Source organism: Methylococcales bacterium, assembly GCA_030949405.1.
In the GTDB taxonomy this organism is placed as follows: Bacteria; Pseudomonadota; Gammaproteobacteria; order Methylococcales; family Methylomonadaceae; genus WTBX01.
The window spans coordinates 121427-146038 of sequence record JAUZSN010000002.1; the positions used below are offsets into that span (position 1 = coordinate 121427).

20 protein-coding genes and 2 pseudogenes are annotated in these 24612 nt (G+C 37.3%); 9 read left to right on the forward strand and 13 right to left on the reverse strand.

From position 1 onward, the window contains the following. Positions 1-100: 100 nt before the first annotated feature. Positions 101-1597: a VPLPA-CTERM-specific exosortase XrtD gene (gene xrtD / locus Q9M50_00700; GenBank protein MDQ7089157.1), complete on the reverse strand. Its 1497-nt coding sequence runs from the start codon at positions 1595-1597 to the stop codon at positions 101-103. Between the two features lie 363 nt (positions 1598-1960). On the opposite strand from xrtD, the gene Q9M50_00705 reads away from it, so the two are divergent. After that, positions 1961-3145: a nucleotide sugar dehydrogenase gene (locus Q9M50_00705; GenBank protein ID MDQ7089158.1), complete on the forward strand. Its 1185-nt coding sequence runs from the start codon at positions 1961-1963 to the stop codon at positions 3143-3145. Between the two features lie 138 nt (positions 3146-3283). Here Q9M50_00705 and Q9M50_00710 read toward each other — a convergent pair whose 3' ends face one another. The 7 genes and pseudogenes from Q9M50_00710 to Q9M50_00740 form a co-directional block, all read right to left on the reverse strand. Then, complete coding sequence (locus Q9M50_00710; protein ID MDQ7089159.1) at positions 3284-4801, reverse strand: hypothetical protein; 1518 nt, start codon at positions 4799-4801, stop codon at positions 3284-3286. A 9-nt stretch (positions 4802-4810) separates the two neighbouring features. Further along, positions 4811-5533: pseudogene (locus Q9M50_00715) on the reverse strand (protein phosphatase 2C domain-containing protein). An 18-nt stretch (positions 5534-5551) separates the two neighbouring features. Continuing rightward, positions 5552-6226, reverse strand: a complete 675-nt coding sequence (locus Q9M50_00720) for a hypothetical protein (protein MDQ7089160.1) — start codon at positions 6224-6226, stop codon at positions 5552-5554. Further along, on the reverse strand, positions 6223-7284 hold the full coding sequence (locus Q9M50_00725; protein MDQ7089161.1) for a TerY-C metal binding domain-containing protein: 1062 nt from the start codon (positions 7282-7284) through the stop codon (positions 6223-6225). Before Q9M50_00725 ends, Q9M50_00720 begins: the two co-directional genes overlap by 4 nt. 10 nt (positions 7285-7294) lie before the next feature. Next, the gene (locus Q9M50_00730; GenBank protein MDQ7089162.1) at positions 7295-7939 is read right to left on the reverse strand and encodes a VWA domain-containing protein; all 645 of its coding nucleotides are present in this window, start codon (positions 7937-7939) and stop codon (positions 7295-7297) included. A gap of 119 nt (positions 7940-8058) precedes the next feature. Next, positions 8059-9687 carry a CTP synthase gene (locus tag Q9M50_00735; protein ID MDQ7089163.1) on the reverse strand — a complete coding sequence of 543 codons (1629 nt, stop codon included), beginning with the start codon at positions 9685-9687 and terminating at the stop codon, positions 8059-8061. An 85-nt stretch (positions 9688-9772) separates the two neighbouring features. Beyond that, positions 9773-11091, reverse strand: a pseudogene (locus Q9M50_00740) (replication-associated recombination protein A). A gap of 84 nt (positions 11092-11175) precedes the next feature. Between Q9M50_00740 and mtnA the strand changes: the two are divergent. From mtnA to Q9M50_00760, 4 genes are all read left to right on the forward strand, one after another. After that, positions 11176-12219 (forward strand): S-methyl-5-thioribose-1-phosphate isomerase, encoded by a 1044-nt coding sequence (gene mtnA / locus Q9M50_00745; protein MDQ7089164.1) that lies wholly within the window; start codon positions 11176-11178, stop codon positions 12217-12219. Next, positions 12216-12992: a sulfate transporter CysZ gene (cysZ, locus tag Q9M50_00750; protein MDQ7089165.1), complete on the forward strand. Its 777-nt coding sequence runs from the start codon at positions 12216-12218 to the stop codon at positions 12990-12992. Before mtnA ends, cysZ begins: the two co-directional genes overlap by 4 nt. Before the next feature lie 83 nt (positions 12993-13075). Continuing rightward, on the forward strand, positions 13076-15424 hold the full coding sequence (locus Q9M50_00755) for an MMPL family transporter (GenBank protein ID MDQ7089166.1): 2349 nt from the start codon (positions 13076-13078) through the stop codon (positions 15422-15424). 251 nt (positions 15425-15675) lie between these two features. Beyond that, positions 15676-16095, forward strand: coding sequence for a hypothetical protein (locus Q9M50_00760; GenBank protein ID MDQ7089167.1), 420 nt, complete (start codon positions 15676-15678; stop codon positions 16093-16095). Between the two features lie 286 nt (positions 16096-16381). Here the strand turns inward: Q9M50_00760 and Q9M50_00765 are convergent, their stop codons facing one another. After that, the gene (locus Q9M50_00765) at positions 16382-16534 is read right to left on the reverse strand and encodes a hypothetical protein (protein MDQ7089168.1); all 153 of its coding nucleotides are present in this window, start codon (positions 16532-16534) and stop codon (positions 16382-16384) included. Positions 16535-16704: 170 nt separating this feature from the next. On the opposite strand from Q9M50_00765, the gene Q9M50_00770 reads away from it, so the two are divergent. From Q9M50_00770 to Q9M50_00780, 3 genes are all read left to right on the forward strand, one after another. Continuing rightward, the gene (locus Q9M50_00770; protein MDQ7089169.1) at positions 16705-17601 is read left to right on the forward strand and encodes a LysR family transcriptional regulator; all 897 of its coding nucleotides are present in this window, start codon (positions 16705-16707) and stop codon (positions 17599-17601) included. Beyond that, complete coding sequence (locus tag Q9M50_00775; protein ID MDQ7089170.1) at positions 17601-18185, forward strand: class I SAM-dependent methyltransferase; 585 nt, start codon at positions 17601-17603, stop codon at positions 18183-18185. The genes Q9M50_00770 and Q9M50_00775 overlap by 1 nt, the downstream gene beginning before the upstream one ends. Positions 18186-18341: 156 nt before the next feature. Further along, on the forward strand, positions 18342-18734 hold the full coding sequence (locus Q9M50_00780) for a rhodanese-like domain-containing protein (protein MDQ7089171.1): 393 nt from the start codon (positions 18342-18344) through the stop codon (positions 18732-18734). Positions 18735-18775: 41 nt separating this feature from the next. On the opposite strand, the gene Q9M50_00785 is transcribed toward Q9M50_00780, so the two are convergent. The 4 genes from Q9M50_00785 to Q9M50_00800 all read right to left on the reverse strand — a co-directional run bounded on the left by Q9M50_00785 (position 18776) and on the right by Q9M50_00800 (position 23165). After that, a complete protein-coding gene (locus tag Q9M50_00785; protein ID MDQ7089172.1) occupies positions 18776-20101 on the reverse strand; it encodes an HlyD family type I secretion periplasmic adaptor subunit in 1326 nt (441 codons plus the stop codon). A 110-nt stretch (positions 20102-20211) separates the two neighbouring features. Next, the gene (locus tag Q9M50_00790) at positions 20212-21957 is read right to left on the reverse strand and encodes a type I secretion system permease/ATPase (GenBank protein ID MDQ7089173.1); all 1746 of its coding nucleotides are present in this window, start codon (positions 21955-21957) and stop codon (positions 20212-20214) included. Between the two features lie 282 nt (positions 21958-22239). Next, positions 22240-22512 carry a transposase family protein gene (locus tag Q9M50_00795; GenBank protein MDQ7089174.1) on the reverse strand — a complete coding sequence of 91 codons (273 nt, stop codon included), beginning with the start codon at positions 22510-22512 and terminating at the stop codon, positions 22240-22242. Positions 22513-22661: 149 nt separating this feature from the next. Further along, on the reverse strand, positions 22662-23165 hold the full coding sequence (locus Q9M50_00800) for a transposase family protein (protein ID MDQ7089175.1): 504 nt from the start codon (positions 23163-23165) through the stop codon (positions 22662-22664). A 550-nt stretch (positions 23166-23715) separates the two neighbouring features. Here Q9M50_00800 and Q9M50_00805 point away from each other — a divergent pair. Next, positions 23716-24600, forward strand: a complete 885-nt coding sequence (locus tag Q9M50_00805; protein MDQ7089176.1) for a transposase — start codon at positions 23716-23718, stop codon at positions 24598-24600. Positions 24601-24612: the final 12 nt, after the last annotated feature.

The following is a 24612-nucleotide window of genomic DNA, read 5'->3' on the forward strand; positions in this document are numbered from 1 at the left end:
AAATAAAAGGGTTCATTTTTAAAAAAATTTAATCACGTTTAACTTAGAGGAATGCAGTGCGTTAGACTCACCTTGTCCTGTTTAAACCTGAGTATTTCCATTAATTAGGAATATAAGGGGCTAATTGATTATTAATGAGCAACATGAATTGTTGTAAACGATTATCTGCCGCTGCAATATCTTCACCAAGTTGAATTCTCGTTGTTAAACGAATCAAGGCTCCATCCGTGCGTTGATGATTAAGCGCCCCTAAAAAAGTATGCCATTTCAATGCATATTCACTCGCAATACTTTGACCTCGTTGCTGATACCAATAATAAACGAGCTGTTCATTTTTTCCCATTTTAATCACGACCCTATTAAAGATTGTTTGGTCAAATTCTGTCTCCGATAAATCCATAATTTGCCATCCGCCACCAGGTATACATAGTTTAGGTGAATGAGGAACCGCCCCATCTTTTTGAGTTTGATAATAAGCCACATAAAAATTGACGTGTTTATTCTGCTTATTCCTAAAATCAATCAGAAGATAATCCGTTAACCCTAAAAAATCCGTTGTTTTTGTTTCTAAGGAGGCCGTTTTTCCTGTGAACTCTGCTAATTGTAATGGAAATGTCTTAAATGTTTGTCTAGGTGGAATAATATCGACGCGTTTCGTTAACGGGTTAATAAAAATAGTGGCGACTAACATTAATACAGTAACGGAAACCAAGGGGAAGGTATTTGAAAATTGAGCTTTATACGACGGCGCGAGTGATTGCTCTGAATTTAAATTAAAGATAACATCCCATCCGTGTTTTTTTCTGTCGTACCATGACAATAACCACATTTCAAATATTAAAATAATTAAGCAACCCATAAAAATAATCCAGCCTTCAAAATCATGAATGAAGCCTTCTGCCATCTCAATGCCCCAGTATTCGATGAGAATACCTACAACCCCAATTCTAAAACTATTCATCAATATGGTTAAAGGAATTGAGCTTAAAAAGAGGAGGGTTCGTTTCCAAAAAACGACTTGAAACATATAGGCACAAATAAAAGCTAAACTCATCAACGGAAATAAATAGTTTAAACCGCTACAGGCTTCGACCACTTGTAATTGATAATTACCTAAATCAATAATATTGCCTTCCAAATAAACAGGAATATCACAAAATCGAATAACGGCGACCCCAAGTTTTGAGGAGATAAGCTGGAGTTCTGAGGTTAATTCTGCCTGTAAAACCGGTGGAAGTGGAAAAGAAAAGATTAAGATTAGAATGGGAATTAAGATAATTTGGGTGACTTTGTAACCTGCTATTGCCAGTGACAACCCTAATAACGTAAAAATAAATGAAAATCGTAATAAAAAATCAACATCCCCAACCGTACCAATAAAATACCCTGACATTGCAAAAATAATAATCGCAACCCCTGCCCATGAGCCTGCCAGCTTTTCTTTCTGGATAATTTGTTTCTTTTGCCAAATAAAATAAAGTGCAATGACAGGGATCATAAACCCATGCCCATATTCTTCTTTAACACTCCAGATTTGTATTAATGTATCGAAGACATCCCAATACATAAGGATCACGAGTCCAACGGCTAAAGCCATTAGAACACTATTTTTAATAGAAAATAGATCCCTGTTCGTTGATCTATTATTAGTTAAGTGGATCATAGTCTTAGGAGAAAATTAATTTAGGTGGCTAGTACTTTAAACGATAGAAATGCACTATGTCATAAAGTAAGTTTAGTCTATGAATGCCAAAGATACGAGGCGTTATTTCTTTAAAATTTTGCAGTCATTAAAAAAGAGTCCATTTATGCCGCTCTACCTTGTGTAAGTAGTCACTTATAATGAGCTATTTAGTAAACAACCGTCTTGTTTAATAGCTATTCTAGTATTTGAGGATGATCCAAATTCGGCGTATAGTATAGCATGATATTGTTTATAATGAATAAGGTCTAAACACAAGTGAAAACAACGAGTAAGAAAAAAATAGCGGTTGTCGGGACAGGGTATGTCGGACTTTCTAATGCCATGCTTTTAGCCCAAAATAATGAAGTTATTGCCATTGATATTATTAAGGAAAAAGTTGAGTTACTTAATCTAAAAAAATCACCCATTATTGACAACGAAATCACCGATTTTTTAAACAATAAAGTCCTTGATTTCAGAGCAACGCTTGATAAGAAAGACGCGTATAAAAATGCTGATTTGATTATTATAGCCACGCCAACTGACTATAATGTTGAAAATAATTATTTTGATACCCAGTCTATTGAAGCCGTTATTAAGGATGTTATTCGTATTAATCCAAATGCGCTAATGATAATCAAATCAACGGTTCCTGTGGGTTATACCGCTAAAATAAAACAGCAATTTGGCTGTGATAATATTATATTTTCCCCTGAATTTTTAAGAGAGGGTAAAGCCTTATATGATAATCTTTATCCGTCACGAATTGTCATTGGGGAACGCTCTCAACGGGCAGAAGAGTATGTCGGTCTATTAATCAACGGGGCCTTAAAAAAAGATATTTCAGTTTTATATACGGATGCAACCGAAGCTGAAGCCATTAAGTTATTTTCTAATACTTATTTAGCGATGCGAATTGCTTATTTTAATGAGTTAGATAGTTATGCCGAAGTTCATGGGCTTAATACCAAGCAAATTATTGATGGGGTGGGTTTAGATCCCCGCATTGGCGATCATTATAACAACCCTTCTTTTGGTTATGGGGGGTACTGTTTACCTAAAGATACCAAGCAATTAAGAGCCAATTACGAAAAAATTCCAAATTCACTAATCAGTGCGATTGTGGAAGCCAATGCAACGCGTAAGGATTTTATTGCCAATTCTATTCTTAAAATGAAACCCAAGGTGGTTGGAATTTTTCGCCTTATCATGAAAAGCAATTCCGATAACTTTCGCGCCTCCTCTATTCAAGGCATTATTAAACGGATTAAAGATCAAGGCGTTCCTATTATTATCTATGAACCTTTGTTAAAAGAAGCGTGTTATGACGAGCTAACCGTTGTTAAAAGTTTAAGTGAATTTAAGGCTTCGGCGGATATTATTGTCGCAAATCGTTTATCAGAAGAAATAAGCGATGTTCAAGACAAAGTTTACACCCGTGATTTATTTGGAAATAACTAACGTCTTTTTATTCAAGGACTCCGAAACATCGCCCCCCCCCTTAAAACGGGACAAATCACCGAGGTTTTTTAAAACCTCGGTGATCTAAATTCAGGCAACCAATCCATAATTTTTTATAAGAAATCACTCGCGCCACGATTAAACACTAATTAACTGTACTACCGCTAAACGTGAATTTTCCTCACCTTTGGAAAATAAAAGTTGCAAGCCTTCCTCAAGGATCACACTTTGTTTTTTTTCAATCTGCACGGCTTTTTTTTTGCCTGTTTCAACTTTAAAAAGATTAACCATTTTTTCATTGACTAATAACCAGTGATTCTCATGGAATATAAAATACCCCATGCGTTGACGATTTTCATCGCTTAAGCGTTCATTGGGAATAATTTTTCTATCAATATGCCACTTATAAAGTGATTGCCCGTTATAAATCATCAAACGATGATTATCAGGCTTATATTTTCCGTGATGTAAATTAGAATACAAATTCAAAATAGGTAGTTTTCCCTGAAATTTAGTGCCACAAAAAGGACATTGAGGGAATTGGGTATTATCAAAAACATACCACTTTTGTTCACATGCTGTATTTTGACAGGGTTGAATAAGATCAACAGTCTTGACTAAGGCATGTTCCCATTCATCCGCTGTTGGTCTTAGGGTTGGACTATGAAGCCCTGTGATAAATGCCCGTTCAAAAAGCGAGGCTAAATACGGCCCTGCAATTTGATAGGGGAGTGCGTCGGTATCTTTCCACGGTAATTCTGCGGCCTGTACAAAGGCTTTATTGATACGATTAGAACGGTTTTCTTTATGTTCAATAAAAAGAGCATTATGTCCCATGGATAAATCCTCATCACGCTGTGGGTCATTCATATCATGAACTTTATCGCCTCGCAAAGGATGGCGTAAAAATAAATACATATAAATAAGCACCGCTAAGGCATGACGATCGGTGTTGATACTGGGGAGAACGCGATCAGGATCAGATTTATGTCGATGCGCGCTTTTAACTACTTCAGGCGCAAAAAAATCAGGCGTTCCTGCGACATCAGGGGGAAATTTTCCAGGAACAACCAAGCCATCAATATCGACAAGACACGCATGTCCGCCTTTGGGATCAATTAATACATTTTTATACGATAAATCAGAATGCGCTAAACCCGCCGCATGTAACCGTCTAACAGCACGACTAATTAAAAGAGAAACTCGAATATAATTAAGCCAATCGCCCCGTTCTTTTGGGTCTAAATATTTATAACGATTTGTAGGCGATGAAAACCATTTTCCTTCTTTTTCACAACCTTTAATATCTAAAAAATCATTATTTATTGAGCCGTGTTCAAAAAAGAAATGCGGTTGATAAATCGGTTCAATAATACCCACCTGCCCTGCATCATTTTCAACCACCTCGACAGGCCACCGAAACAATGATTGCCAATAATCACCGCCTTCTTGGTTAAAAATTCGTTCACGATAACGGCCTGTAATTAACTGCAATCGTTCAAGGCATTGAGGGGTTTGTGGCTCTCTAAAAAAGAGGACAACATTTTTTTTGTCCGAGGTAATATACATATCCTTCATTCCACCGGAACTTTTTATTTCATCCTCATACTCAAATTCACGCCCATCCATAGTGTAGGCTTTTAATCGCTTATTCATATCAGCACCTTAGCGGTAAATTAATGCGAGTGTACGATCATCATGATTACCTGCTGACCAAAAATCGAGCCATTCATGTAATTTAAGTGCACTCGTTTCAGGCGAGGTTGATAAATGGGGCTGAATATCATTATGCCAAAACATATCCCAAGAATTAATATGATGCAGGTTATGATCGGTTTCAAAAATAGGATCTGAGATGCCATCACTCATTAAAATTAAAGCGGTTAAGTCGGTATCAAAACTGAATTGTACGCGTTTTTTTATATCTTTAGGCTCTTGTGCCTCTATATCTAAAAATCGCGTTTGTCCTGCATAATCACCACTGTCCCCCACCCCCAGTAATTTGATGTTTTCCCCTGCCTTATAAATAGCCAGTGCGCCATCGCCTATCCAATAAGCTAAGGTTAAAACGCCTTTTACTAACGGTTTGTGGGCTGCAATTAATAACGTTGACGAATAGTCGCTGAGATCCTTATGGTCATTTTTTGCTAATTCCGTTAAGTGTTGAATGGTTTCCTGAATAACAGGGGCAAAAATTTCATATAAAAGCTCATTAAAAATGACCTCATCCACATCACTGGTATCTTGTTGCCAAGCATTAATATGCGTATTTAATTGACTATCGTACCGTATCAACTGTTGCATTAAAATTTTAGTGCTATGATTAACCAGTAAACGCGCGCCTTCCCGTGAATACTCACAACTCCCCGCGCCATCCGCAACGGCGGCACTATGCCATTGCGTTTTTTAATCAACCTTTAAACAAAAATCATCATCACGACAGCCGCCTACATGCGCATGAGAACGACCTCGTTTACTTGCAGCCACTAATTTCCACTGATAAACGCCGTCTAAACCTTGGAAATCATCATCGGCTTTCCAATAGTTAACCTGTGGATCCGAGGCAATATTTTTCCATAAATTTCTAGGGTTATTATTAATAACAAAGGGGATGGATTGCTGATAAGACTGTTGTTGATGCACATAATGAATAATTAAGGAATGATCCCCTGCGATTAATGGGTCTCCCGTTAATAAATTTTCCTCAGCCCGATAACATAAGCCCAAATCATCTAAATTCTCTATTTTAGTGACGGTTATCGCTTTCTGAGTGACTATTTCTAAACCCGACGCGTAGGACTTTCCAACCGTTGCATTAGGCAGTTTAAAGCTTACCCAAGAGGGCTTATCAAAAATCATCGGAAGGTCCTGTTTAGTCACGGTTTCAAGATTTTCAGTCGGGGGATCTAAAGAATACAGATCCCACGCTTGTTGTAATTCAGTACTAAATTTATCAATTAATAGTTGGGTACTCGATAAGCGAATAAATGATTCAAGTTGGTTTAAATCTAACGAGGAGGACGTTGCTTGTAGGGTCTCTAAACATAATTTAAGGGCGATAACATCATTTGCTCGACTCATCCTTTTGACCGTGTAATATTAAACCCCGCATCATCCGTATTACTTTTCATTTTTAACGTCGCCTCACACCAAGGGCATTGCGCATCATCACCATTATCGACACAAAAAATTTCATCGCACATACAAACGCCTAAAGCATAAGGATTACCACAATAGGGGCAGCCAACACTGCCTAATAAGTTTTTAACATTAATCATTGGATTGACATTGTCTTTTTCTGACCATTCAAAATAGCTTTCATCCACAGGGTAGCAGCCTGAAACCTGAAATATTTTTTGCCCTTCTTTTATTTTGGATAAATCCAATCCCATTTCCATAAAGGTGGGTAGACGGTCGTATTTAACCAAATAAGCCTGTTTTGATTTTTGACAACGCCCAATAAAAACGACACAATCATCATCGCTGTAAGAACTATTAAAATCAAATTTTTCTAAAAAACCGCCTGCTTTTTCCAAAGAGACACAACCTGAAGGTTGCTGTTTTTTATCTACCGCAACACTTTGAGATTTTACTGATAAAGTCATCCATTGTATAAATTGGGTAAAATCAGTTTCCTGCTCGCCGTTATAGACAAATGCGTCATCGGCAATGCTTGATAACACCCTTAAATCCGCATAGTGTCCTAATCCAATGGCAATAAAATGACAACGGTGGCTATAAGCGCGTTTCCATTTATCAATCGCCTGATGATATTGATCGGTCGGTTTGCCATCCGTTAAAAAATAAATAACAGGTTTCCAATCGCCTTTAAAAAAAGGGGTGGTTTTAACAACATTTTCATCAATTTCAATCATTAAATGCGCTAAAGCCGCCCCAAAAGACGTTCCTGAACCCATGGGAAGTTTAGGCGGGTAAAAGGTAGGTAAATCAATGAGGGGAACGAGGGTTTTAACTTGACCTGCAAAGGCAATAATAGATAAAAAAACCGATTCCAATGCGTGAGGGTCTTGGCGTAATTTTTTAATTAATTCAGTAACCCCCGCTTCCAAATAACGATGCGGATCTCCTATCATCGAATCTGAAATATCCAGCACTAAAAAAACAGGTAGGCGACGCATAGATTATTCCTTAAATAACAATTTGAATTTCATCAGGCGGCGGGGGTAGATGATTGGAATAGTCTGTTCCCGCACCAATACCGACGCTACTTTGTTCGACACTCGCTGAAACCCATTTAAAAAAGTTTGAAAATGAGGCACTATCTGTTGTATCTAAACTGACAACGACATCCGTAATTTGTTTTAAAAAAGATTCCTTGGCTTTAGGGCCTGCGGCACAAGCAATAATTTTTCCAAAATCATGTTGGCGAATTTTAATAACCATTTCATTAAATAAGGCCGTATCGGACGGAGAGCCATCGGTCATTAAAAATAACATCGGTCGCCAATCTCTTTTTTTATCCGCCGCACTTTTAATGGTTTCTTCTTCCATGCGACTAGTCACTAAGGCTAAAGCCGCACCTAAGTTTGTTGCCCCCGATCGAGGGCAACTAATTTCAGGAATTTGAACCGCCTCTAAAGCGGTTAATGGAAAAATTTCTTGGACGGTATTATCAAAGGTAACAAGGGATAAATGAACCGTTTCTAACGCATGAGGATCTTGTCTCAGCGCATGAATCATAGCTTGTAAGCCCACATTGACCGATAAGATAGGCTCGCCATTCATCGAACCTGAAGTATCAATTGCAATATAAATCGGTAATCGTCTGGACATCTTTATTCCTTAAATTGAATGATTAGATAGCGTCTGTAACCCTTGTAAAGCCGTCCATTTATTATGAATTATGTTCTAAAAATGGCGTTCAAATGATTAACTGATATTTTCAGATTATTTTATTCCCGTTCTTTATGATCCACTGCGGCATTAATAAACCCAGAAAATAAAGGATGTCCTTTTCTAGGTGTTGACGTAAACTCAGGATGAAATTGACAGGCTAAAAACCAAGGGTGTTCAGGAATTTCAATCACCTCAACTAATCGCCCGTCAATTGACTTCCCTGAAAAACGCATTCCTTTGGCCTCTAACGCCTCTATATAATGATTGTTAAACTCATAACGATGACGATGACGCTCTGTAATCACATCTTTTTGATACAAGGTTGAAACCAAGGAATCAGAAACCAAACGGCATTTTTGACTTCCTAAACGCATTGTTCCGCCTAAATCTGAATTTTCAGCGCGGGTTTCTACCGTGCCACAATCATCCATCCATTCGGTAATTAATCCAATAACAGGATGCGGGGTATTTTGTAAAAATTCGGTACTATGCGTTCCTTCCAATCCCACGACATTACGGGCAAATTCAATCACCGCGACTTGCATTCCTAAACAAATCCCCAGATAAGGAATTTGATGTTCTCTTGCAAAACGCACCGTTGCAATTTTTCCTTCAACCCCTCGCTCGCCAAATCCTCCTGGAACTAAAATCGCATCAACATTATGAAGTTGTCCTAAGCCTTCATCTTCGATGGTTTCAGAATCAATGTATTTAATTATTATCTTATTGCGTGTTTGAATCCCTGCATGAATAAGGGCTTCATCAAGCGATTTATAGGCATCTGTATGTTCAACATATTTTCCGACAATCGCAATCGTCACTTCATTATGCGGATGAGTGACCGCATCAACAACGGCTTCCCACTCAGATAAGTCCGCAGCAGGAACATCCAAACGTAATTGCGTCACCACAATATCATCTAAATTTTGTTCGTGAAGTAATAACGGAATACGATAAATGGTATCCGCATCAATCGCTGAAATAACCGCATTTTCGGAAACATTGGTAAACAAGGCAATTTTACGTCGTTCATTCGCAGGAATAGCATGAGCCGAACGACAAATTAAAATATCGGGTTGAATTCCAATCGTTCTTAATTCTTTAACCGAATGCTGGGTAGGTTTGGTTTTTATTTCACCCGCAGAGGCAATATAAGGGACCAGCGTTAAATGAATAAAAAGAGCTTTATCCATCCCCTGTTCCACTCGAATTTGACGAATCGCTTCCAAAAAAGGCAGGGATTCAATATCACCCACCGTTCCACCGACTTCAATAAGCGCGACATCCATCCCTTCGGCACTCGCATAAACACGGCGTTTAATTTCATCCGTAATATGAGGAATTACCTGAACCGTCGCGCCTAAATATTCCCCTCTACGTTCTTTACGTAGTACAGATTCATAGACTTGACCTGTGGTGAAATTATTTTTTTTAGACATTGTGGTTTTTAAAAAACGCTCATAATGCCCCAAATCTAAATCGGTTTCTGCGCCATCCCCCGTCACAAAAACCTCCCCATGCTGAAATGGACTCATCGTACCGGGGTCCACATTAATATAAGGGTCTAATTTAGTCATGGTTACTTTTAAGCCGCGCTCTTCAAGAATGGCGGCTAATGAAGATGCGGCAATACCTTTGCCTAATGAGGAAACCACCCCACCTGTAATAAATATAAATTTAGTCATGTAAATAAGTAAGTTTGTATAATAACCAGTGACATTAAAAAACGACTCATTTTAACATTTTCAACGATGGATAAATGTTTTTTTATTACCCGCCCATTTTTAAATCTAACCCGCGCAAATAATCTAACTTTTTTTTAATTTTTATTTCTAAGCCTCGCTCAACAGGTTGATAATAAGGTCGATCCCCTAATTCGTCTGGAAAATAATGTTCACCTGCGGCATAACCTTCAGGTTCATCATGTGCATAACGATACTGTTTACCATAGTCTAAATCCTTCATTAATTTCGTGGGGGCGTTACGTAAATGCAAGGGAACATCGAATGAGCCGCCCTGTTTTGCCTCGCTTAACGCTTGGTTATACGCGGTGTAAACCGCATTACTTTTTGCGGCAATGGCGAGGTAAACAATGGCTTGAGCAAGGCCTAATTCACCTTCTGGACTGCCTAATCGCTCATAACATTCCCATGCCGAAAGCGTTAAACTCAACGCTCTAGGGTCAGCATTACCCACATCTTCAGAAGCCACTCTTACCATTCGTCGGGCAATATAAAGTGGGTCGCAGCCGCCTTCAATCATGCAGCAAAACCAATATAAAGCGGCATCGGGATTACTTCCTCGAATAGATTTATGTAAGGCCGAAATTTGGTCATAAAACTGCTCCCCTTTATTATCAAAACGTCGTAGATGTCCTTGTAATGCCTCATTAACAACGGCTTCATTGACTTGAGCCACCCCGTCTTCTTCATCGGCTAAATCAACGGCTATTTGCAATAAATTTAAACTGCGCCGAGCATCCCCTTCGGCACTGCGTGCAATGATCGTAAGTAACGCATCAGAAATATAGATAGATTGGTTGCCTAATCCCCGTTCTTTATCCGTTAATGCTGATTTGAGTAAATTAATGAGGCAATCAAGACTGAGCGAGCGCAAAACATAGACCCTTAAACGTGATAATAAGGCATTATTGAGTTCAAACGAGGGATTTTCAGTGGTCGCTCCAATTAAAATAACCGTCCCTTGCTCAACAGGCGCGAGTAAGGAATCTTGCTGACTTTTAGAAAAACGATGAATTTCATCAATAAATAAAAGAGTCTTCATTCCGAGTTTTTTTTGATTCCTCTGCCTGAGAAACCGCCGCGCGAATGTCTTTTACCCCTGCTAAAACAGCGGAAAGTTCTATATAATGCGCATTGGAATGGTGGGCTAAAATTTTAGCCAAGGTCGTTTTTCCAACCCCTGGAGGGGCCCCAAAAAATCATTGAATGCAGCGGACCTTTATCAAGTGCCGTCCTCAGTGGTTTACCTAACGCTAAAATATGTTGTTGACCGACATAATCGGCAATGGTTTGGGGTCTAAATCGGGCGGCAAGAGGGATTGCATCTGCGGTATATTCCATTATCATCAACTCAAACTGGCTTTAAGGAAAAGGTAAAAAACTTATTTTTTACGCCAAATTCTTACTATATTAACCGTAATATCACTACTTATGACTGTAAACAACACACAAACTACCGATGCTTTAACCTGGAAAAGCGATTATTTACAGGTTTTAGATCAGCGTGTCTTACCTGAAACGGTGACTTATGAACGTTATTCGGATGCTCAAGGCGTTACCGAAGCAATTACCTCAATGCGTGTTCGTGGCGCCCCTGCGATTGGAATTGCTGCGGCGTACGCAGTCGTTTTATCGGTTAAAACCCATTACTCAGAAACAAATAATGATTGGCCACAAAACGTTTATGAGGATATTAAACAACTGGCCGCCTCTCGCCCCACCGCTGTTAATTTATTTTGGGCTTTAGATACCATGAAAACGGCATTGGAAAAAGAAAAAGGCAAAGGAAACCCCATTGCCCACTTAGAACAATTAGCTAAAAAAATTCATAGCGATGATATTGCCGCGAATCATAAAATGGGGGAGTTAGGGGCTGATTTACTAACAAATGTGAACGGCGTGATGACACATTGTAATGCGGGCGCTTTAGCAACAGGTGGCTATGGAACGGCATTAGGCGTTATTAGAAGTGCCTCTAAACGCGGTTTAAAAAATATTTATGCCGGTGAAACTCGTCCGTGGTTACAAGGGGCAAGGCTCAGTGTTTGGGAGTTAGCTCAAGAGGGAATTTCATCAACCTTAATAGCCGATTCAGCGGCGGCATGGTTAATGAAATCAGGGGCGATAGAGTGGGTGATTGTTGGGGCGGATCGAATTGCCGCTAATGGCGATGTGGCCAATAAAATAGGCACGTATTCATTATCTGTTTTGGCTCAACACCACGGCGTTAAAGTGATGGTGGTTGCCCCGACCTCAACGATTGATTGGGCGATGGACTCTGGAGAAAAAATTGAAATAGAACAACGTCAACCGAGTGAGTTACTCAATGCGTGCTACCTTAAAGACGGCTCGTTAGTCACCGCATGGAATCCTGTTTTTGACGTAACACCCGCCGCGTTAATTTCTGCGATTGTCACTGAACGGGGCGTTGTTTTAAATCCATCCGAACAAAATGGTGTAAAAAATTTACAATGATTACATTTACCCAGAAAGGCAATAATCCATTTTATGTTATCGGCTGTTTATTAAAAAGCGTTCATTTTTTAACTAAAAAGCAATTGCGTAAATTTATTTTAATTCCTATTTTTATTAATTTACTCCTATACAGTTTAGCCTTTGGTTTAGCCTTTATTTATAAGGATGATTTAACGGCTTTCTTGTTACCTGATTGGATTGAATCTATTTCGTGGTTACGTTGGCTATCGAAAATAATCGGAGGGTTAATTTTTATTAGTATTTTAATTATTACTTTCTTTACCTTTACGATTTTAGCTAACCTCATCGCATCGCCCTTTTATGATAAATTATCAGCACGTACGTTAGAATTACTTATCGAACGTGATACGCCCGTAGGACAAACGCCTCAAATGCCCGAGCGATTAACCGACGAATCCTGGCTAAAAAATTTACAAGGGGAGTGGCAACGAATACGTTACTTATTATTATGGGCGATTTTTTTATTAATTTTTTCCCTTATCCCTGTGATTAATTTAATTGCACCGCTGTTATGGGGGATATTTGGCGCGTGGGGAATGGCTTTAGAATATTTAGCTTACCCGCTTGATAATCGGGGTTTACGCTTTCCTGAGCAAAAAAAATTAGTTCAAAGTGTTCGTTTAGGCGCTTTAACCTTTGGTGGTGTCAGCTTATTAGGCTTAACGATTCCTTTTTTTAACATTGTGGTTTCTCCCCTTTCGGTAATTGCAGCCACTATTTATACCTATGGTATCGAAAACAAATCAAACTAAATCAGGTCACCTTTGTCGAATTAACTCAATAGAAAACAAAAATTTTCAGGTCCTTTATTACGCTAGGTCTCATAATAATTCTCATGCGCCCTACTTCAACTAAAACGTCTATTTCATTGCTTATGCTAAAAAATAAATTGAGTTATCGGCTCGCTCTGGTTGTAACTAATCACCCTTGGTGGACAATTTTATTATCGTTATTAATCATTAGTGCCTTGGGTTCAGGTGTTATTAATTTAACCTTTAAAAATAATTATCGTGTCTATTTTGGGGCGGATAACCCCCAGTTACAAGCCTTTAATACCATGCAGGAAACCTATAATAAAACAGATAATGTTATCTTTATATTAGAGCCGTTAAACGGTGATGTTTTTGAGGTTAAAACACTGGAAACCGTTATTAAGCTAACGCAGGATGCTTGGAAAATTCCTTATTCTACTCGAGTAGATTCCATTAGTAATTTTCAATATTCTCATGCCATTGAAGATAACTTAATTGTTGAAGACCTGATTACGAAACCTGCTTTATTAACCGCTGAAGCGCGTTTAAAAATTAAACAAATTGCACTGGCGGAACCTTTATTAATTAATCGTTTACTCTCAAAAACTGCCCATGTAACGACGGTTTCCGTTACCTTAGAGCTTCCAGGAAAACACTTTACCGAATCAAAAGAAATAGCCATAGCAACACGTCGTCTAGCAGACATGGTTGAATCCAGTAACCCTAACCTTCGGGTTTATTTAACAGGCATGGCCATGATGGATAATGCATTTGCAGAATCTGCGATGGATGATAATATGACCTTACTCCCCATTATGTACGGAGTTTTGGTCGCTGTCTTATTTTTATGTTTACGTTCCTTCAGTAGTATTTTTAGTGTTATTTTATTAATTGTCTTTTCAGTTTTCAGTGCGTTAGGGCTTGCGACATGGATGGGTATATTTTTAACCCCAACCTCGGCAATTTCTCCGACCATTATATTAACAATGGCGGTCGCGGATTGTGTTCATATTTTAGTGACTTTTTTACATAATATGCGCCTAGGTCATGAGAAAAAACAGGCGATGCAAGAAAGTATTCGGATTAATTTTCAGCCGATATTTTTAACCAGCCTAACCACCGCCATTGGTTTTTTATCAATGAATTTTAGTGATTCGCCCCCGTTTCAGCATTTAGGTAACATTGTTGCGATCGGAGTTATTGTTGCGTGGCTCTTGTCCATCACCTTATTACCCGCTTTAATGATTGTTTTACCCTTAAAAGTTCGGGTTAAAGATGAGTTAGATAATAATATCATGTTACGTTTAGCGAATTTTACGATTAAAAATCGTAAGCCATTACTCATTATTAATGCGGTTATTGCCATTAGTTTAAGTTGTTTTATTCCTATGAATGAACTTGACGATCAATTTATAAAGTTTTTTGATAAAAGCTATGAATTTCGACAAGGAACCGATTTTTTGAATGAAAATGTGGGTGGCATTTATACCCTAGAAATTTCAATGGTAAGTAAAGATGAAGGCGGAATTAATGACCCTCTTTATTTGAAAAATTTACAAAAATTAGGTGACTGGTTACTTGCTCAACCTGAAGTGGTTCATCTTAATAGTCTTGAGCATACATTTAAGCGTTTAAATAAAAATATGCATGGCGATGATATTAATTGGTATAAATTACCCGAAAATAAAGAGTTAGCGGCTCAATATTTGTTACTTTATGAAATGTCATTGCCGTATGGGTTAGATTTAAATAATCAAATTAACATTAATAAATCGGGAACGCGAAGCATTGTGATCATTAAACCGCTAAGTTCAAACCAAATATTAGCGTTAGAACAACGAATTAAATACTGGTTAAATGAAAACACTCCTGAAACCAAATTTGAAATAGCGAGTACCGTCCTCATGTTTTCACATTTAGGCCAACGTAATATTTCACGAATGATGATTGGAACCACGCTTGCCTTAGTATTTATTTCATTTTTATTAATGTTTGCTTTTAAATCAGTTAAATTAGGGTTTTTAAGCCTTATCCCTAACTTGTTACCCGCCGCCATTGCGTTTGGAATTTGGGGAATGGTTAATGGGCATGTGGGGTTAAGCTTGTCCACGATTATTGGAATGACACTTGGAATAGTCGTGGATGATACCGTTCATTTTATTAGCAAATATCAACGAGCGCGAGTTGAAAAAAACTTAAACTCCGAAGAAGCGGTTCGCTATGCTTTTTCAACTGTTGGAATCGCATTATGGGTTACGTCGTTGGTTTTAACTTGTGGTTTTATTGTCTTAAGTCAATCACATTTTTCGATGAATTCCGATATGGGTTTAATGACAGCAATTACGATCGCAGTGGCCTTATTTCTGGATTTATTATTTTTACCCCCTTTACTGATGTTAATAGACAAACAATCTCGTCATGATACCGCCTAATTATGGTTAAAATAAGCAACGTTAGTAAGCTCTAATATAACGTCATCTATAGTTTCTAATGACTTGTTAAATAAATGATTAAACTTACTTAATCATTAAAAATAAGTTACCATGTAAGGATGAAGGTAAATTTTATTTTTTATTAATTTTTCACAAAAAAAAGAATAAACTTCCTTCATTTTATGACTAAATATATAATAGGTTATTACTTAGTATATATTTTCAACACTTAACAAAAATAGGGTAGTTACATGACAACAACAAAAATTATTGCAACAAGCTTAATCAGTTTAGCACTACTATCAGGTTGTGACCAAGGAAGCGAACCTGCTGCTAAAAGCGCGGCTCCAGCTCCTGCAGTCGTTACTGAAGCACCAACTGATGCTACTGCAACGCTTGATGCAGCTAAAGCATCTGTTGCTACTGCAGTAACTAATGCGGCTGATACGGCAACGGCCTCTGTTATTGAGTCAGCTGATGCAGCTAAAGATGCAGTTGCCGATGCGACAGCAACAACAGCAGCGGCTGTTAATGATGCGACTGATTCAGCAGCGACTGCTGTGGCAGAAACAACAGAAGCGGTTGCAGCAACAGCGACTGAAGCTAAAGAGGCGGCTGTAGACGCTGTAAAAGAAGCCACAACAACAGAAGAAGCACCGGTTACTGAATAAACGAGTTTAGCTTATAACCAGCCGGCACTATTTTTAGTGTCGGCTTTTTTATGTCTACTAATTATAGCGATAGACTGGTTGCCTAAGTAATTATAAAAACCACCTAAAATAGCAATAATCTTTTTGAAAAATGATTATGCTCAACAAGCTCATTTTTTAAGCAAAAAAAATCCCCAGTACTTTAAACAATTGTTAAAAGTAAAGGGGATAAAAATGTCAAGCAAACTATAATGAGGAGTAGTTACTTGTTTGTACAACACACTAGGAGGTTAAAACATTTGCAAAGCTAATTTTTCAATTTGACTTGCATGACAATGTTACTATAAATAGCCGCAATGCCAAATAAAACGGTTGAAACAATAAACTGGCCTGAAATAAAACTCCAGACACCGATGATAAATAATAAACCAATAACAATATCTTTGTTAAAGTCACTCATAATTAAAGTTAGTTCCTAATTAATAATATAAAATATCTTAAAGTTGTGCGTAGTATACAGTGGATAAAAATGTTTACAATACTGCAAATACTAAATTCATTATTTACTATTATGAAACTATGGGTATTGTCAATCTTTATGACAGTTATATGACAACTAAGAGGCCATAAATGGACAAGCTAACGAGTATGAATGTTTTTGTTCGTGTCGCAAAGCTGGGAAGTTTTGTTAATGCTGCCAGAGACTTAGGATTATCAAGATCTATGGTTACAAAGCATGTGATGCAATTAGAAAGTAAGTTAGGAACCCGACTTTTTAATCGGACAACACGCAGTTTAAGTCTTACTGAAGTAGGAAGTGCTTATTTAGAACGCTGCCAGCAAGTTTTACAAGATGTCGAAGAAATGGAAGCGGCGGTCACACATTTGCAAACAGAACCGAAGGGGACGCTAAAAATAAGTGCGCCGCCTGTCATCGGGGCCGTTCATATTGCATTGGCTTTGGCTGAATTTTTAAAAATTCATCCCGAACTTTCAGTTGATATGGTTCTAAAAGCAACGGCGAGTGATTTAATTGATGATGTGCTTGATATAGCCATTCATTTAGGTAAATTAAACGATAGTAGTTTAATTGCTCGAAAGCTAGCAAGCTCCCCCCTTGTGGTCTGTGCGTCCCCGCGTTATTTGCAACAGCACGGAACGCCTGAAACCCCCGATGATTTAAATAAGCATAGTTGCCTCGTTAATTGGGCTTTACCCCCGCGTGATCTATGGTATTTTTCAGAGGGAAAATCTATAAAAAAAATTAAAGTTTCAGGACGAATGCAAGCAAATATCGCAGACCCCATGCGAATTGCAGCGATTGGGGGCTTAGGATTAATTATGTTACCGCGTTATATTGTCGGTAATGATATAAAAAAAGGAAAGTTAAAAACCGTACTCGAACGTTACAGTCCCCCTGCATTAGAAATTTACGCACTGTATCCCCATCGTAAATATTTATCAGCCAAAGTACGTTTATTTTTAGAATTTTTAGAACCATGGTTACAACAGAAATTGAGTGAATAATGACATTAGAAATAAAATGGGACAACGTTTATGCGACGGCGGATTATACGAATACTCAAGCGGCCACGGTTCTTGAAAATCATCGCTACTTGCTGCCTAAAAAAGGACTTGCCTTAGATTTAGCTTGCGGTTTGGGGGCAAATGCCTTATTGCTTGCTAAACTAGGATTAACGGTTCATGCTTTTGATATTTCAACGGTCGCGCTTGAAAAATTAAACCAACAAGCGTTGCTGAAAAACCTTACGGTTCATTGTCAGCAGCAAAATATTGAACAAACCACTTTAGCTAAAAATAAATTTGATGTCATTGTTATAAGTCGTTTTCTAAACCGAGCCTTATCAACGAGTATCATCGCAGCTTTAAAGCCAGAGGGATTATTATTTTACCAAACCTTTACGCAATCTAAACTAAGCAATGCGCCGCCTAATAACCCAGATTATTTATTAGCTGAAAATGAGTTATTAACTTTATTTTCAGCCTTAAAAACCATCTATTATCAAGAAGACGCTTTAATCGGGGATCCTACTAAGGGCAATCGAAATGAAGCCTTATATATTGGCCAAAAAATAAAGACGATAGATTAATGGACATCCTTCATTTTTCAGTTTACAGTTTAAATTGGAGTCCAATAGCTTTAACTCTTGGCGAGTCACGAAAATAGCTAAAGCTATTTTACTCCACACTCTATTTTTAAGAATAAAGTGTAAACTACTTTTGAGCTAAATGAAGGATACCGATTAATGATTGAAAACTTAAACCCCAAGCAAAGCGTTGCTTTTATGCAGCAAAATACGACCGCTATTTTAATTGATGTGCGAACAAAAATAGAACACCATTTTGTAGGGCATCCCTTAAGTGCTATTCATATTGCGTGGAAAGAAGCCCCCGATTGGCAAGAAAACCCTGAGTTTATGGCCCATGTTAATAAACTAGTTCCAAAGAAAGAAACCCCTATTTTATTACTCTGTCGTAGTGGTCAGCGGTCACTTGCCGCAGCCAGTGCTTTAGAAAATAACGGTTATTCTCATTTAATTAATATTGTTGAAGGCTTTGAAGGGGATTTAGATAGCAATAAGCAGCGCGGAAATAGAGGTGGCTGGCGTTATCATGATTTACCGTGGGTACAAAGTTAATTTATAATTTCAAAAAGCCGCCTTTAAGACGGCTTTTCAGTCTATTCTTCAATAAAAGAACGGGCCATTGCATTAGTTGCAGGCTGAACTAAATATTCAAATAAGGTTCTTTCACCGGTATTAATTAAGACTTCTGCGGGCATTCCTGAAATAAGGATTAAATCGCCTAATTTGTCTTGACTCTCTTTGGTTAATCCAATCGTTGCTTGATAGTATTGGAACCCTGTTTTTTCATTAATAAGACTATCGGCTGAAAGTTTTTGAACCACCCCTTCCATAGTCGGTGTAGTTTTACTACTGAATGCACTAAAACGAATTTCTGCGTGCGAGCCTACCATCACTTTATCAATATCAATTAAAGGAACTTGCGCATCAATAATTAAAACGGCATTCTCAGGGACAATATCTAAAATAGGCCGTCCTGCGATAATAACGCCGCCTTCAGTATGCATTTCCAAACCTAAAATAATACCGTTCTCAGGGGCTATAATTTCTGTTCGCGTGACCCTATCTTCTTCGGCATGTAATCGTTCGCCAATATCCAATAACTCGGCATTAACCCGTTCTAATTGCTCTGCAACTTCTTCTTGAAACTTACGTTTTGTCTGGATGATCTGTAATTCAGTTTCACCTTTTTGCATTTGTGTCGATGAAATTTCTGCCTTTAAACTAGCGATTTCACCGTATAAACTGGTGTGAGTCCGTTGTAATTCTCTCAGTCGTTGCTTATCGGCAAAGCCTTCTTTTAAAAGTTCCTTTAAATCTTTTATTTCCTCTTTATAAGAAACAGTTAATGTCAGCTTACTTCCTTTTTGAGCGATGAGTCCTTGAACACGAGAACCTAATTGTTTTATTCGTTGTCTTAATAAACCAATTTCACCGTTATAACTATTTTTTCGGGTTTTAAAAATATAAGCTTGCCCTTCTATGGCATCTTTAACTCTGACATCATTTAATTTTTTAAGGGCAGAAAAATCAATCTTATTTTTTTGTTGACGTTCGGCTTTCAAACGCGAGTTTAAAGCGGATTTAACAATAAATTGTCCGCGTAATATTTCAACCTGTGCTTTAAACTGCGTATTATCAAGCGTAATTAAACGATCCCCGATGCTAACTTTATCCCCATCTTTAACCCAAAGGTTTTTAACAATCCCGCCTTCTAAATGCTGTACTGTTTTACGATGCGATTTTACTTTGACGACCCCCGTTGCTAATGACGAGCTGTCGATTGGAGCCATCGCACTCCAAACACCAAAAATGCCTAGCGTAAAAAATAAAATAAAATAACCTAGACGGCGGACAGGCCGATCATCCGATTTAATCGTTATTTCTGGAACAGTATTAGTTGAAGCGTCTTTGATAGTCATTTAGTCGGTAAGTATCGTTAAAGTGTTTAGCTTCCCTGTTGTTAAAACGAGAGAAACAAGGGGTTCATTAAAATTTATTTGCAAGTGAAAAATAAATTCACCCCGATAATTCAAATAGGCACCGTAAAGGTTGAAGGCGGGCGTTTTTTAGCAGGAGCCGCTTTATTAGGTTGAGTCGCTTCAGCTAACTTAGCAAGGACGGCATCCCGCTCACCATATAAAGCCAACAACCCATCTTGTAAGACTAACAGTTTATCCAAATTACCCAATATATTATGTCGATGGGTGACGATGATAATGGTTGCATTAATAACTTTTAATTGAGAAATGGCATTACCTAACGCTAACTCACCTTGGTCATCAAGATTAGAGTTCGGCTCATCTAACACAATTAACTGAGGACGACCATAAATGGCACGTGCCAAACCAATACGCTGTCGTTGTCCCCCTGAAAGATTACTTCCAGAAGCCCCAATTAACGTATCATAGCCATCGGGTAGACGTAAAATCATTTCATGAACATCGGCCATTTTTGCAGCATCAATAACTTCATTCGCATCGACACTGCCAAAACGAGCGATATTTTCACTGATTGTTCCTTCAAACAATTCAATATCTTGAGGTAAATAGCCAATATGCTCGCCCAATTCCATTCGATCCCAATCAAAAATATCAGCTCCATCAAGGCGAACCTTTCCATTCGCAGTCGGCCAAATACCGAGTAATGCGCGAACTAAACTTGATTTTCCTGCTCCACTTGGGCCTAAAATCCCAACGGTATCACCGGGTTCAATTGTAAAGGAGACCCCTTTAACCGCAGGCACTTTAGAACCGGGTGGAACAATAACCGCTTGTTCAACTTGAATTTTACCTTCAGGAGCTTGCAAGCTCATTTTTTCTTTGTCTTCGGGGATTTGAGTGAGTAATTCATTCAAACGGGCATATTGAGTTCTGGCAACCACAAAGCCTTTCCAGCCGCCAATCATTTGATCAATCGGGCCTAACGCCTTTCCTAATAAAATAGAGCCCGCAATCATCAGTCCAGGGCTAATTTCTTGTTGAATCGCAAGATAAGCACCCAGTCCTAAAACTAATGATTGAAACATGCCCCGTAAGGTTTTAGACAACGCACTAAAAAAACCCGCCTTAGAACTCGCTTTTGCTTGTAATTCTAAAACACGACTACTTTTATGTAACCAGCGTTTAAAAATGTTATCTAACATTCCCATTGACTCAATCACTTCTGCATTTTTTAAATTTTTATTAAGCTGCATTCGATTACCTGCGGATAGCGTATTCGCTTCTGCAAGGGTTTTACTGGTTGATTTTTCGTTAACAACAGCAAGGATACTTAAGATAATCGCGGCAATAATCGCAGCCCAGCCAAAATAAGGATGAAAGAGGAACATTAACCCGACATAAAACGGGAGCCACGGGGCATCAAAAAAAGCAAATAAGCCGTTTCCTGTTAAAAACTGTCTCAATGAGGTTAAATCATCTAAAGGTTGAGATGACGCTTGTTGCCCGCCTGTATAGAGGGAACGTTTGTACGCTATTTTAAAAAGTCGTTGATTTAAGAGGACTTCAAGTCGCGCGCTCACTCTGACTAATATCTGTGAGCGAATCATTTCTAATGCGCCTTGGGTAAGAAATATTGCAATTACAATAAGCGTTAACATTAATAAGGTCGTTTCACTGCGTGAACTCAAGACACGATCATAAAGTTGTAGCATGTAAATGGTCGGGGTTAACATAAGTAGGTTAATAATCATGCTAAATCCTGCTGCGGAAAAAAACGCCCCCTTACAAAGCATTAATGCTTCCTGCAAATCAGATTTTATGCCTTTTTGTCTCATACGCCTTAGTCAATAATTAGTCAATCAAATATTGTACTGTATTTTAATTTAAGATTCATGTTTTTTATTTTTGAATTTAAAAAACTTTGAACTAGCTACCAAATAGCTCTAGTTGGTTTAAAGCCATAAAAAACATAGGTTTTTTGTAGTCTCCCTCTAAAAATAGTCTTTTAATGAACGACCAGTACGAGGCATCAATCATAAAAAATAGGGCGTTATTGATTCGTTAAATATCAAGTGATGTAAACTCGTCAGATAATAGACTTGTTCTTTAAGAAGAAGTTAATATATCATGTTAAAATTCCATAGGATAGCCGCTAAAAAAGAAAATAAATCTTTTACACCTTCTTTTTTATTTCTAAACTTGTCAACTAGGCATCTATATCTTTTCATTCCACCGATTACATGCTCAACAATGACTCTTTCACGACTCATCTCTTTGTTTTCTTTTTTTTGATTTTCTGTTAATGTTGGGTTTGGATTATGCTTAGATTTATTTGGTTTTTTATGAGGAATATTTACCGAATTAGTTTTATATTCATTATTAAACCCCAAATAACCTAAATCAATAAATATATTAAAATTACTAAACCAATTTAATTCTGGATTAAATTCTTTTTAAACATTCCATAATCATGATTTTTACCGGAAAACTAACCCCAATATATAAAATTAAATGACCTAAAGAAGCTATAGTGGTATTTTTAATTGTATGCTGTTTTTTTACCACTGTAAAATTCATTTTGTTCTTCATAGTCACTAGGGCGTTGTACAGCACGCTCTGTAGCATCTATTATCAATGTTTGAACTCCGCCAAAAGCCTGCTGCATTTCTTCAGGGGTTGAAAAACTTGTTGCAGGTAAAACATTAAATATATCTAACGTCTTTATTAAAATTGGAAATAATTTGTATACATGAGTATGGGCGCATGATTTATTCATATTAAAAGAAAACCCTAAGTGATCGAAAGTAGAATAGCACTTCATATAATTTAATATAAATAATAATTTGTCTGCGGGTGTTTTTAATGTGCTATCTAAACCACTACCGTATTTTCTTTCTTTATTTTCATGTTTTTCTTTTTGATCTTCAATAAGGGTCTTTTCAAATAGAGATAATAGTAAAATAAAATGTTCTGTTTTTAATCCTGTTAAAGCTCTTAACTGTCTATCATCATAAATTCTTGGTAAAATTTCTTTTATTTTCATGTTATACTTTGATTTTTATTTTTTATAGAAATTTATTATAAAGCTTATTTATTATTTTTAATAATTTAATTTAAAGTTTATTTATTAGGCTGTATCAACTGATTGTGAATGTTATCAAGTATATATAAGCAATTGATTTTAATATATTTTATTTAGAAGAACAAGTCTAATATCTGTTTCTAACGTAAATTCAAGTACCCAAATAAAAATTATCAGGTATACAATATAATAATTTAAACCAAAATAGCATGAAATTTATAAAGCCACTTTCTAAAAACATGCAAGAACAACTACATAAAATTTATACGAGCCATTCTACCTTTAAAACAAGGTAGCGTGCTCATGCTATTTTACTCAGTACTCGAGGCTATACATCAACACTTCGGACAGTTTTAAAAGTAGAGGAAATCTTCAATTCATAGGAAAATGTAGTTTCTAAAGCAACAATTTCCTGAAAAGAAGATTTCCATGCAACTAATAGAAACGATTTTAGAAAAAATGTCTAGTGGTTCTAAACCACAAAAAAATTTTATCTAGCCTATTAAGTAATTTGATAAGCTTTAGAGGTAAGGCTAACTATACAAATCTCAGCTGTTACAATGAGTTATCAGAAAAAACCTATCGTCGATGGTTTAATAAAAAGTTAGATTTTCTTAAATTTAATCAGGTAGGTAATAATGAAATTCTTTCAACGTCGGGACAAAAAATAGCGGCTTTAGAGTGTAGCTTTGTTAACAAAAGTGGTGAAAAAACTTACGGTTTAGCTAAGTTTTGGGATTCTAAACAAAAGTTTACCCATGGCGTGATCGCTAAAGGTTACCATCAAATTGGAAAATTACGTTGTGATGCTAATTTACGTTTACTCTACGAAGGTGTGCAAAAAGAAAAAGGTCGTCATAAATGTTATGACGGTAAGTGGATTGTGGGTGAGACGAGAAAATTAGAATTAGCAGGTAAACAGGGTGGTGTTAAAATTTATACAGCAATCGTTAATTCTGTCTCATTGAAATGTAATATTCGCATCGCTTATTTAGTTAAAACAACGTCACAAGGTACACGTTATGCCTTGTTGTTTTCAACAGATACAGAGATAGATGCAATGACACTTTATAATTATTACAAGGCACGGTTTCAGATTGAATTTCTATTTCGTGATGCTAAACAATTTACAGGACTTTGTGATTGCCAAGCACGTTCTGAACCTGCTTTACACAGCCATTTTAAGGCACGTTTTACTGCGCTAAATTTGATTAAATGGCATGACCGACTTTTAAGTCCTAAACGAAAACCAATTTCAATCGGTAGCTGGAAAACTAGATTTTTCAATGAGTTATTGATTAAACGTATTTTTTCAAACTCTGGGGTAGACCTGAGTTTAATAAAATGCTCTTCTCAATACGAGGAGCTTTGTAGCTTCGGGGTTATCTCGCATTAAAACTGTCCGAAG

Bases quoted from the DNA above. Each gene is read 5' to 3' on its own strand.
- Q9M50_00720 (MDQ7089160.1), bottom strand. From the start codon at position 6,226: ATGAGTCGAGCAAATGATGTTATCGCCCTTAAATTATGTTTAGAGACC.
- Q9M50_00800 (MDQ7089175.1), bottom strand. From the start codon at position 23,165: ATGAAAATAAAAGAAATTTTACCAAGAATTTATGATGATAGACAGTTA.
- mtnA (MDQ7089164.1), top strand. From the start codon at position 11,176: ATGACTGTAAACAACACACAAACTACCGATGCTTTAACCTGGAAAAGC.
- cysZ (MDQ7089165.1), top strand. From the start codon at position 12,216: ATGATTACATTTACCCAGAAAGGCAATAATCCATTTTATGTTATCGGC.
- Q9M50_00765 (MDQ7089168.1), bottom strand. From the start codon at position 16,534: ATGAGTGACTTTAACAAAGATATTGTTATTGGTTTATTATTTATCATC.
- xrtD (MDQ7089157.1), bottom strand. From the start codon at position 1,597: ATGGCTTTAGCCGTTGGACTCGTGATCCTTATGTATTGGGATGTCTTC.
- Q9M50_00755 (MDQ7089166.1), top strand. From the start codon at position 13,076: ATGCGCCCTACTTCAACTAAAACGTCTATTTCATTGCTTATGCTAAAA.
- Q9M50_00730 (MDQ7089162.1), bottom strand. From the start codon at position 7,939: ATGTCCAGACGATTACCGATTTATATTGCAATTGATACTTCAGGTTCG.
- Q9M50_00790 (MDQ7089173.1), bottom strand. From the start codon at position 21,957: ATGAGACAAAAAGGCATAAAATCTGATTTGCAGGAAGCATTAATGCTT.
- Q9M50_00710 (MDQ7089159.1), bottom strand. From the start codon at position 4,801: ATGAATAAGCGATTAAAAGCCTACACTATGGATGGGCGTGAATTTGAG.
- Q9M50_00775 (MDQ7089170.1), top strand. From the start codon at position 17,601: ATGACATTAGAAATAAAATGGGACAACGTTTATGCGACGGCGGATTAT.
- Q9M50_00770 (MDQ7089169.1), top strand. From the start codon at position 16,705: ATGGACAAGCTAACGAGTATGAATGTTTTTGTTCGTGTCGCAAAGCTG.
- Q9M50_00735 (MDQ7089163.1), bottom strand. From the start codon at position 9,687: ATGACTAAATTTATATTTATTACAGGTGGGGTGGTTTCCTCATTAGGC.
- Q9M50_00725 (MDQ7089161.1), bottom strand. From the start codon at position 7,284: ATGCGTCGCCTACCTGTTTTTTTAGTGCTGGATATTTCAGATTCGATG.
- Q9M50_00785 (MDQ7089172.1), bottom strand. From the start codon at position 20,101: ATGACTATCAAAGACGCTTCAACTAATACTGTTCCAGAAATAACGATT.
- Q9M50_00760 (MDQ7089167.1), top strand. From the start codon at position 15,676: ATGACAACAACAAAAATTATTGCAACAAGCTTAATCAGTTTAGCACTA.
- Q9M50_00780 (MDQ7089171.1), top strand. From the start codon at position 18,342: ATGATTGAAAACTTAAACCCCAAGCAAAGCGTTGCTTTTATGCAGCAA.